The sequence below is a fragment of the Streptomyces sp. NPDC058045 genome, from assembly GCF_042885635.1.
GTDB lineage: Bacteria > Actinomycetota > Actinomycetes > Streptomycetales > Streptomycetaceae > Streptomyces.
Genome location: NZ_JBHVRR010000014.1, coordinates 124,812 through 133,289, shown reverse-complemented (window position 1 = coordinate 133,289; position 8,478 = coordinate 124,812). Strand labels below are relative to the sequence as shown.

The window sequence follows — 8,478 nt, the reverse complement described above, 5'->3', positions numbered from 1 at the left end:
GGCTACGTCGGTGCGGCCACCATCGCCGAGATGGAGAGCAAGGGCCGGTTCGTCCGGATCACCTCGGCGGGCCTCAAGGAGAGCCACCACGGGACTCCCGTGTGGCGGCGCCGGAGCGTGTGCCGGCTCACCGTCGGAAGCGGGGATCGGCGGCATCCCGACCCCCGCTTCCGACAGTGAGCCGCTAGCATCGGCCAGCATCGGCGGGTCCATGGCGCTCCGCTCTCCCGCGGTGCACCCGCGGAGCGCCCGGCCCCACTCACGCGGCCAGGGAGCTAATCGTGCTGATCACCCATGACACCCGGTGCGCGCTCGACACCGTGGTCGATCTGGTGAACTCCGCACCGGACGAGGACTCGGCCGACCGCCTGCCGGACGTGGCCGCCCTGCGGGCCTTCGTCCGCGACCACACCATCAGCGACGTCGGAAAGCTGTCGGAGCACGATCTGGCGGCGGTGCGGCGGGTGCGGGGCAGGTTCGCCGAGGTGTTCGCGGCAACGGACGGGCCCGCGGCCGCCGGGCTCATCAACGAGCTGGTCGCGGCGGCCGGCACCACACCCCGCCTGACCGACCACGACGGCTACGACTGGCATGTGCACTACTTCGCGCCGGGTGCCTCCGTCGCCGACCATCTGGCGGCGGACTGCGGGATGGCGCTCGCCTTCATCGTGGTGGCCGGGGAGCAGGAACGGCTGCGCCGCTGCGAGGCCCCGGACTGCCGGCACGCCTTCGTGGACCTGTCCCGCAACCGCTCCCGCCGCTACTGCGACAGCCGCACCTGCGGCAACCGGCTGCATGTGGCCGCGTACCGGGCCCGGCGCAAGGAGGCCGCGGCGGGCTGAGGTGGCGGGTCGCCGCCCGGTCAGAGCAGGAAGAGGTCGTGCAGGGCGGCGAGCAGCAGTAGCGTGCCGATCACCGTCAGGAAGATCATCAACGGTGGCTGGGAGAGCGCGAAGAGGCAGCCCTGCGGTTCGGCCGGCGCCTGCACGGCGGGGGCCGGCCCATGGGCGCGTACCGGACCGGGGTCGGCCGGGCCCGCCACGGACACACCGAGGCCGCCGTCCCGCGGCTCCGGCAGCTCATAGAGCGCCCGGCCGTGCGCGGCCTCCCCCAGGCGGGGAGCGTCGTACGGGGGGCGGGGGGCGGCCTGGGCCCGGCCGACGGGGTCGCACAGGGCGGCGTCGGGGCGGGCGGCGGCGTCGCTGAAGGGGGGCGTTGGCTGCGGCATCTCGCGGTGATCATGACGTAGCCCGCTGCGGCCCCGCGATCAACACGCCAGAGATCGGCGGGAGTTCGCCGAATTCCGGGACGGCATGGGCTCGGTGTGACCCGCTAGGCGGTGTCTCCCCGATCTTCGTGGATCAGCCTGCGGCCTCTGGTGCGTGCTCTCGGTGCGCCGGCCGCGCACCCTCGTACTGGGCCGGTGCGGCGAGAGTGCGTGCCAGGGGCCGCGGGGCCGCCCTCCGGGCAACGGCGGGACTTTCCGGACACCCGCTAGCGCACCCGTCGGCTCAGATGCCGTGCTTTTTCAGAATGGCCTCGATGTCGCTGAAGTCCTCGGCGCTTCCGGACTTGGGGGCGGAGGGCTGCTGTGGGCGGGCGGCGGGCTGCCGGCCGGCGCCGAGGGCGGGGGCGGAGGCGCCGGGGGCGACCGTCTCGTCCCCGCCGGCGGCACGGGCGGCTTCCCGGCGCTCCTTGCGTGTACCGCCGCGGCGGCGCTCCACACTCCGCGTCGTCATGAACAGCAGCCAGGCCACACCCAGCAAGCCGAAGCCAGCCCACGCCGTGGGGCTGAACGCGGTGTTCACCAGCCACTTCACGGCACCGGTCATCACCAGCGCGACCGGTACGAGGGAGTAGGCGGCGAGCCGGGTCGCCGCGAGGAAGCGGCGCCGGTACGCGGTGACCGCGGCGATACCCAGGCCCGCCACGGACACGGCGGAACACACGGTCTCGGCAATCATCCGGTCCTCCAGGCGGGGCGACGTTACGGGCGGACGGGATCCGCCTCCTTCCATCCTGCACCGCCCGGCACCGTCGGGGCCACGCCCCCGACCCACCTCTCAGGGAGATCTCGGGGTCGCCCCTCCTCCTCAGGGTCCGGGTCGGCCCGCTCGCCGGGGGCGCGACCGGGCTGGAAGACTGGGGCCATGAGCGACGCCACCCCTTCCTCCTCCGAAGTTCCCACGGCCCCCGCACTCCCCGCCGACCGTCCCGTTCTGGAGGTGTGGTGCGAGTTGCAGTGCCCGGACTGCCATCGGGCGCTCGGTGATCTGGAGGCGCTGCGGGAGCGGTACGGGGATCAACTGGAGCTGCGGTGGCGGCACTTCCCGCTGGAGAAGCACCGGCACGCCTTCGCCGCCGCGCAGGCCGCGGAGGAGGCCTTCGAGCAGGGGCGGGGCTGGGCGTATGTGGCGAAGGTGCTGGGGCGGGTCACCGAGCTGGACCGGTCCGGCGAACAGTTCCTGGTCCGGGCGGCGGGTGAACTCGGCCTGGACGCCGAGGAGTTCGACACCGCGCTGGTGGACGGCCGGCACATCCTGGCGGTCGACGCGGACCAGGCGGAGGGCCGGGCGCTGGGCGTGACCGGCACCCCCACCTATCTCATCGGCGGCGAACGCCTGGCCGGCGGCAAGAGCCAGGAGGGCCTGCGGCAGCGCATCGAGGCGATCGTCGACCGCCACCTGTCGGCCGGAGCCTAGCCGGAGGCCAGACCCCGCCGGCCTAGGTCGTGTCGTTTGGATCTCCGTGGAGGAAGGAGCGGGGTCTGGTGCGTGCTCTCGGTGTGCCGGCCGGACGTCCTCGTACTGGACGTACTTGGGCGTTTGGCCGGTGCAGCGAGAGTGCGTGCCAGGGCCCGCGACGCCACGGAGATCCAAACGACACGACCTAGATCAGGTCCTTGGTGTAGTGGTGCCGGGTGGGGTGGTAGCCGAGGGACTGGTAGAGGCGCAGGGCCGGAGTGTTGGCGGTGAAGACGTTGAGGCCGATGCGGTCCCGGTCGGCGGCCAGGGTCTGCGCCTCGGCCAGCCGGAGCAGGCTCCGCCCGTGCCCCTCACCGCGCCGCGAAGCCGCCACCTCCACGTTCAGTACGAAGGCGTCCTCCCGCCGCAGCCTGAGCCAGAGGGTGCCGACGGGCTCGCCGCGGTGCTCCAGTACCGAGATCAGCGCGTCCTCGGTGTCCAGGCCGTGCGGCAGGAACTGCTCATGGTCCTGCCGGGCCTTGCGGTGTGCGGTCTCTGCGGAGACACCTCGGGAGATCCAGTCCTGGGCGTACTCGGCGCGTTCGGTCTCCTGCCAGGGGCCGAACTCGGCGGGTGTCATGGGGCGGGCGGTGGTGCCCTCGGGGAGTGCGGGGGCCGGGCCCGGGAGCGGCTTGGACATGCCGCGGTTACGTTCCAGGTAGCCCAGGGCGGCGGCCAGCCGGAGGGCCGGCTCGGCCTCGGCGGGGATGGACGCCTCGATACGGCGGCAGCCCCAGCCGCGGGCCACCTCCTCCGCGGCGAGCACGGCGACCGTGCCGCGGCCGCGCCGGCGTTCCCGCTCGGCGATGCGCAGCCCGTCCAGTCTGGCCACCTCGGGGCCGAAGTCGGGGTGGGTGGAGAGGTTCGCGGCGCCGACGGGGCGGCTGTTCACACACACCTGGTAGTGGCGTGACAACTGCCCGTCGGCGCTGCGCTGCAACGGCTCGGTCGGCCGCAGGGTGGTGGTCATCCTCGGCTTTCTACCCGCAGCGGGCCCGGTACGGCACCGGGTTTTCGCGGACCGCCGCGGGGATCAGGGGTCGATGTCGTCCGCGGCGCGCTCGGTGAAGATCCGCATCGCCTTGGCGGCCACCGGGCCGTGGGCGCCCGGGAGTTCGCGGCCGTCGACCCGGTGCACGGCCTGTACGTCGCGGGTGGTGGAGGTCAGGAAGACCTCCTCGGCCCGCTCCAGTACCTCCATGGGCAGATCGGTCTCGACGGCGCCGGTCCACTCGGCGGCGAGCCGCCGGGTGATGCCGGCGAGGCAGCCGGAGGCGAGCGGCGGGGTGTGGATCCTGCCGTCGAGCACCACGAAGATGTTGGAGCCGGTGCCCTCGCAGAGCGCGCCCACCGTGTTGGCGAAGATCGCCTCCGAGGCTCCCGCCTCCCTGGCCCGGGCCAGCGCCACCACGTTCTCCGCGTAGGAGGTGGTCTTCAGGCCGGCGAGGGCGCCGCGCTCGTTGCGGGTCCAGGGCACGGTGACGACGGCGGTGGAGTCGGGGCGGGGCTCGATGCCGCCGAGGGCGACGGTGAGGGTGGGGCCGTCCTCGCCGCGGACCGAGCCCAGCGGGGAGAGGCCGCCGGTGTAGGTGACGCGGAGCCGGCCGAGCGGCACCGGGTTGGCCTCCAGGACGGCGGCGCACGCGCGGCGCACCTCGTCGAGGTCCGGGTCGGGCAGGCCGAGGCCGCGGGCGGAGCGGGTCAGCCGGTCCAGGTGCCGGGTGACGGCGAACGCCCTGCCGTCGACCGCCTTCAGGGTCTCGAAGATGCCGTCGCCCACGGTCAGCCCGTGGTCGAGGACGGAGACGCGGGCGGTGTCGGCGTCCTGGAGACCGCCGTCGAGCCAGATCTTCACGTGCGGATCCCTTCGCTGTGCTCGTACCCTTCCGACGCTACCGCGAGCAGCCGGGACGCCTTCAGTTCGGTCTCCGCCCACTCGCGTTCCGGGTCGGAGCCCCAGGTGATGCCGGCGCCGGTGCCGAAGTGCAGCAGGCCGCGGGGGCGGTCGAACCAGAAGGTGCGGATGCCGACGGCGAGTTGGGCGGTGCCGCGGTCGGCGTCCACCCAGCCGAGGGCGCCGCAGTACGGGCCGCGGGGCACCGGTTCCAGGGCGCGGATGAGGCGCAGCGCACTGGATTTGGGGGCGCCGGTGACCGAGCCGGGCGGGAAGGCGGCGGCGAGCAGTTCGGGCCAGCCGGCGCCGGGCGGGAGTTGGCCGCGGACGGTGGAGACGAGGTGGACCAGGCCGGGGTGCTTCTCCACCGCGCACAGTTCGGGCACGGTGACGGAGCCGGTGGCGCAGACCCGGCCCAGGTCGTTGCGGACCAGGTCGACGATCATCACGTTCTCGGCGCGGTCCTTGGGCAGCAGCTCGTCCTCGGTGCGGCCGGTGCCCTTGATCGGGCCCGACTCCACGGTGCGTCCGGTGCGGCGCAGGAACAGTTCGGGGGAGGCGGTGGCGATCTCCACTCCGTGGGCGGGGAGGCGGACGGTGCCGGCGTAGGGGGCCGGGTTGCCGCGGGCCAGCAGGGCGGTGAGCGCGTCCGGGTCGGCACCGGCGGGGGCGGGCGCGGACAGCACCCGGCAGAGGTTGGCCTGGTAGACCTCGCCGGTGGCGATGGCCGCACGGACGCCGCGCACTCCGGCGGTGTACGCGGCCCGGTCCAGGGAGCTGGTCCAACTCCCGGCGGGCGGCCCCTGCCAGGCACCGGGCCGCGGTACGGGAACCGGCACCCGGCGCACCTCGGCGAAGCGGGCGCAGACGGTACGGCCCTCGAAGTCGCGGACGACGGCCCAGAAGCCCGCCGAGTCCAGGGCCGCGGGATCGCGGGTGACCTCGCACAGCCCGGTGGCGAGCAGTTCGCCGAAGCGGGCCAGGGGCGGGAGCGGGGACCTGGGACCGACCACGCCGCCGAGTCTAGGAGAGGTGGTCAGCGGGCGCTGCGGGCTGCTCGGGGGCCAGCACGCAGCGTAAACACGTTTTTGTGCTGGACGGGGAATCCGCTAGAGTTCACCTCGTCGCCGGGCCGCGGGAGTGGGCCGGATCGGCAGGCGGACGTAGCTCAGTTGGTAGAGCGCAACCTTGCCAAGGTTGAGGTCGCGAGTTCGAACCTCGTCGTCCGCTCGAAGAAGTGGGGGATCATCCCGACCCCTGCTGCTCCTGGTGGAGTGGCCGAGAGGCGAGGCAACGGCCTGCAAAGCCGTCTACACGGGTTCAAATCCCGTCTCCACCTCCAAGGACGATTAGCTCAGCGGGAGAGCGCTTCCCTGACACGGAAGAGGTCACTGGTTCAATCCCAGTATCGTCCACTGAAGCCTTGCGGCCCTGGCCGCAGCCGGTTTCCCCGCGCGATTAGCTCAGCGGGAGAGCGCTTCCCTGACACGGAAGAGGTCACTGGTTCAATCCCAGTATCGCGCACGCACCGCCCGCGGCCCGGCCGTGGACCCGAGGACGATTAGCTCAGCGGGAGAGCGCTTCCCTGACACGGAAGAGGTCACTGGTTCAATCCCAGTATCGTCCACCGCACCACGAAGCCCCGGCCGCCTGCGGCCGGGGCTTCCGCGTACCGGGCGTCTGCTCAGGACGAGAAGAGCATGTGTCCGAAGCCGCGGTGACCGTGGTGACCGCGGTGCGGGACGCCCCAGGCCGGAGCCGGGGCCTGCGGATACGCCTGCGGCGGCGGATAGGCCTGCGGCGCGGGCGGCGGGGCGGGCTGCGACCACTGGGACTCCAGCCGGGTCAGCGCCTCCAACTCCCCGTAGTCGAGGAAGATCCCCCGGCAGCCGCCGCACTGCTCGATCTGGACACCGTTGCGGTTGTACGTGTGCATGGGCGCAAGGCACTTCGGACACTGCATCTCGGCTCAACTCCCCGCCGGTCGTGACGACTTCACCGGAACCGGGCCTTCGGTGAAGCACGGCCCGCCCCGTGGGGCGTCACCCTACTGGGCCGGGCGGCCCGAGCGGCACTGCGGCACCTCGGTCATCCGCGCGCAGGCGTCGACCACCGCCGACTCCACCTCGTCCAGGGCGCGTTCGGCTGCCACCGCCTTCGCCACCGCGGTCGCCGCGGTCTGCACGGCGAGCGCTCGGGCCGGTACGTCCAGCGCGGGCCAGGGGTCGCCGGCGGCGGGTACCGCGGGGCCGCCCGCCGCCCGGTAGGCGCCGAGGAAGCGGGACCACTCCTCGGGGCCCAGCACCCCGCAGCCGTGCCAGGCCGCCGGCCGGGCCAGATCCCACGCCGGTTCGCCGTACCCCAGGTCGTCCACGTCGATCAGCCGCCAGGGGCCCGATCCGGCCGGGTGCCGCACCAACTGGCCCAGATGCAGGTCCCCGTGGCAGAGCGCGGTACGGGCGCCGGGGGCGCAGGGGGCCTCGGCGCGGACCCACTCCGGGAGCCCGGCCCAGGCGCGGAGTACCGGTCCGGCGGCGGGGTGCGGGCCTGCGGCCCGCATCCGGGCCACCGCTCGGGCCGCCTTCGCCGGGCCCCGCATCGGCGGCAGTGGCCCCGGCAGTGCGGCCGGTTCCGGGCGGGCGCGGTGCAGCAGGGCGAGCAGTACGGCGGCCTCCGCCCAGGGCACCGCCTCGGGCGCCGCCGCGTCGACCGGGGTGCCGTACGGCCAGCAGGTCACCGGGCGTCCGTGGGTCTGCCGGGCGGTGGGCGCGAGCGGCGGCAGCAGTACCGCGCGCAGCGCGGGATGCGCGGCCACCGCCAGCCGTACGGCGAGGGCGGCCCGGTCGCTGTCCGCCGGGTGTGCCTTGGCGACGGCCGCGCCGTGCCGTACCACCGTGCCGTCGCCCCGGTCGGCCAGCACCACGGGCCGTGCGGGCGAGGCGGCCTGCGCCGGGGGTGCGGGGACGGCGGGGTGGGGCGGGGGTGCGGTGGGGTCGGCGGGGTGCGGGACGGTGGGGTCGGCGGGCGCGGGGGCCGGGGGCGTGGCGGTGCAGGGGCAGGGGTGCGGGGCGCGGTGGGCGGCGGCGCGGGCGGCCCGGTCCAGCGCGGAGAGCAGGGTGCGGTCGGCGGTGGCGGGCGGAGGCGGGACGGTACGGGGGCGGGGCGGGTCCGCGTCGGGGCGCGGGGCGGGGTGTGGTGTGTCTCCCTGGTGCACCGGAACCTCCGTTCGTCCCACCGCCGGTGGTCTGCGGCGCAGCCTATGCGGTGGTGGCGGCGGCTTCCCGTTGAGCGGGGCAGGCGGAGGTGGGGCCGGACTCGTGTGGTGGGACGGGTGGCGGACATGGGAGTGCCCGCGCAGCTCCCCGGCTGCGCGGGCACTCATGCCGTCCGCCGCACCCCCGTCCCCACGGGGTTTCCTGGTCGGATGTCCTCGCCCGGGCCGCTCTCCCGGGCTGAGGCGCCGTTCAGCGCCCCGACATCACGCCCACGGACGACGCTTGGGTGACCACCGCGTCCCAGCCGCCGAAGGCGACCACCAGCAGGGCCGCCAGGGGAAGGACCATGGCCGCGGCCACCAGCGGGTGGCGGGTGCCGGACGGGCGGGGGCCGAACGCGGCTGCCGCCCTGCGTCCCTGGGTGCGGAGGATGCTCCGCACTGCCGTGTCCGCCATGGTCGTTCTCCTGGTCAGAGTCGGTCGTCTTGGTCGAGCCCTCGGATCCGTCGCCGGATCTGCCGCAAGCGGCGAGTGGCCGGCCTCGGGGGACGAGTACGGGGGTCACCCGCCGCTTGGTCAGCAAATCTAGGCGGGGGCGTCCCCGGGGGCGTCATGCCGTCGTACC

Annotated in this window: 11 protein-coding genes and 5 tRNA genes; 8 read left to right on the top strand and 8 right to left on the bottom strand. The window is 74.3% G+C overall.

Going from position 1 to position 8,478, the window contains the following annotated elements; all coding sequences use genetic code 11:
- On the top strand, positions 1 to 180 hold a 180-nt coding region (locus ACFVST_RS12135), incomplete at its 5' end, for a hypothetical protein (RefSeq protein WP_390149477.1).
- A 101-nt stretch (positions 181 to 281) separates the two neighbouring features.
- On the top strand, positions 282 to 842 hold the full coding sequence (locus ACFVST_RS12130) for a CGNR zinc finger domain-containing protein (RefSeq protein ID WP_390149475.1): 561 nt from the start codon (positions 282 to 284) through the stop codon (positions 840 to 842).
- A 20-nt stretch (positions 843 to 862) separates the two neighbouring features.
- Here ACFVST_RS12130 and ACFVST_RS12125 read toward each other — a convergent pair whose 3' ends face one another.
- Complete coding sequence (locus ACFVST_RS12125; RefSeq protein ID WP_390149497.1) at positions 863 to 1,042, bottom strand: hypothetical protein; 180 nt, start codon at positions 1,040 to 1,042, stop codon at positions 863 to 865.
- 469 nt (positions 1,043 to 1,511) lie between these two features.
- On the bottom strand, positions 1,512 to 1,964 hold the full coding sequence (locus tag ACFVST_RS12120) for a hypothetical protein (protein ID WP_390149474.1): 453 nt from the start codon (positions 1,962 to 1,964) through the stop codon (positions 1,512 to 1,514).
- 186 nt (positions 1,965 to 2,150) lie between these two features.
- Between ACFVST_RS12120 and ACFVST_RS12115 the strand changes: the two genes are divergently transcribed.
- Entirely contained in the window at positions 2,151 to 2,702 is a 552-nt protein-coding gene (locus ACFVST_RS12115) for a DsbA family protein (RefSeq protein ID WP_390149472.1), read from the top strand.
- Positions 2,703 to 2,889: 187 nt separating this feature from the next.
- Here ACFVST_RS12115 and ACFVST_RS12110 read toward each other — a convergent pair whose 3' ends face one another.
- The 3 genes from ACFVST_RS12110 to ACFVST_RS12100 all read right to left on the bottom strand — a co-directional run bounded on the left by ACFVST_RS12110 (position 2,890) and on the right by ACFVST_RS12100 (position 5,651).
- The gene (locus tag ACFVST_RS12110; RefSeq protein ID WP_390149470.1) at positions 2,890 to 3,714 is read right to left on the bottom strand and encodes a GNAT family N-acetyltransferase; all 825 of its coding nucleotides are present in this window, start codon (positions 3,712 to 3,714) and stop codon (positions 2,890 to 2,892) included.
- Between the two features lie 63 nt (positions 3,715 to 3,777).
- Positions 3,778 to 4,599: an aminotransferase class IV gene (locus ACFVST_RS12105; RefSeq protein WP_390149468.1), complete on the bottom strand. Its 822-nt coding sequence runs from the start codon at positions 4,597 to 4,599 to the stop codon at positions 3,778 to 3,780.
- Positions 4,596 to 5,651: a chorismate-binding protein gene (locus tag ACFVST_RS12100; protein WP_390149466.1), complete on the bottom strand. Its 1,056-nt coding sequence runs from the start codon at positions 5,649 to 5,651 to the stop codon at positions 4,596 to 4,598. The genes ACFVST_RS12105 and ACFVST_RS12100 overlap by 4 nt, the downstream gene beginning before the upstream one ends.
- Before the next feature lie 144 nt (positions 5,652 to 5,795).
- Between ACFVST_RS12100 and ACFVST_RS12095 the strand changes: the two genes are divergently transcribed.
- The 5 genes from ACFVST_RS12095 (at position 5,796) to ACFVST_RS12075 (ending at position 6,265) form a co-directional block, all read left to right on the top strand.
- Positions 5,796 to 5,868, top strand: a tRNA-Gly gene (locus ACFVST_RS12095).
- A 38-nt stretch (positions 5,869 to 5,906) separates the two neighbouring features.
- Positions 5,907 to 5,980 (top strand) — tRNA-Cys (locus ACFVST_RS12090).
- Position 5,981: 1 nt separating this feature from the next.
- A tRNA-Val gene (locus ACFVST_RS12085) sits at positions 5,982 to 6,053 on the top strand.
- A gap of 37 nt (positions 6,054 to 6,090) precedes the next feature.
- Positions 6,091 to 6,162 (top strand) — tRNA-Val (locus tag ACFVST_RS12080).
- Between the two features lie 31 nt (positions 6,163 to 6,193).
- Positions 6,194 to 6,265, top strand: a tRNA-Val gene (locus tag ACFVST_RS12075).
- A gap of 57 nt (positions 6,266 to 6,322) precedes the next feature.
- Here ACFVST_RS12075 and ACFVST_RS12070 read toward each other — a convergent pair.
- The 3 genes from ACFVST_RS12070 to ACFVST_RS12060 form a co-directional block, all read right to left on the bottom strand.
- Positions 6,323 to 6,601 (bottom strand): zf-TFIIB domain-containing protein, encoded by a 279-nt coding sequence (locus ACFVST_RS12070; protein ID WP_390149464.1) that lies wholly within the window; start codon positions 6,599 to 6,601, stop codon positions 6,323 to 6,325.
- 84 nt (positions 6,602 to 6,685) lie between these two features.
- A complete protein-coding gene (locus ACFVST_RS12065; protein WP_390149462.1) occupies positions 6,686 to 7,852 on the bottom strand; it encodes a phosphotransferase family protein in 1,167 nt (388 codons plus the stop codon).
- Between the two features lie 250 nt (positions 7,853 to 8,102).
- Positions 8,103 to 8,309 carry a hypothetical protein gene (locus ACFVST_RS12060; protein ID WP_390149461.1) on the bottom strand — a complete coding sequence of 69 codons (207 nt, stop codon included), beginning with the start codon at positions 8,307 to 8,309 and terminating at the stop codon, positions 8,103 to 8,105.
- Between the last annotated feature and the right edge of the window lie 169 nt (positions 8,310 to 8,478).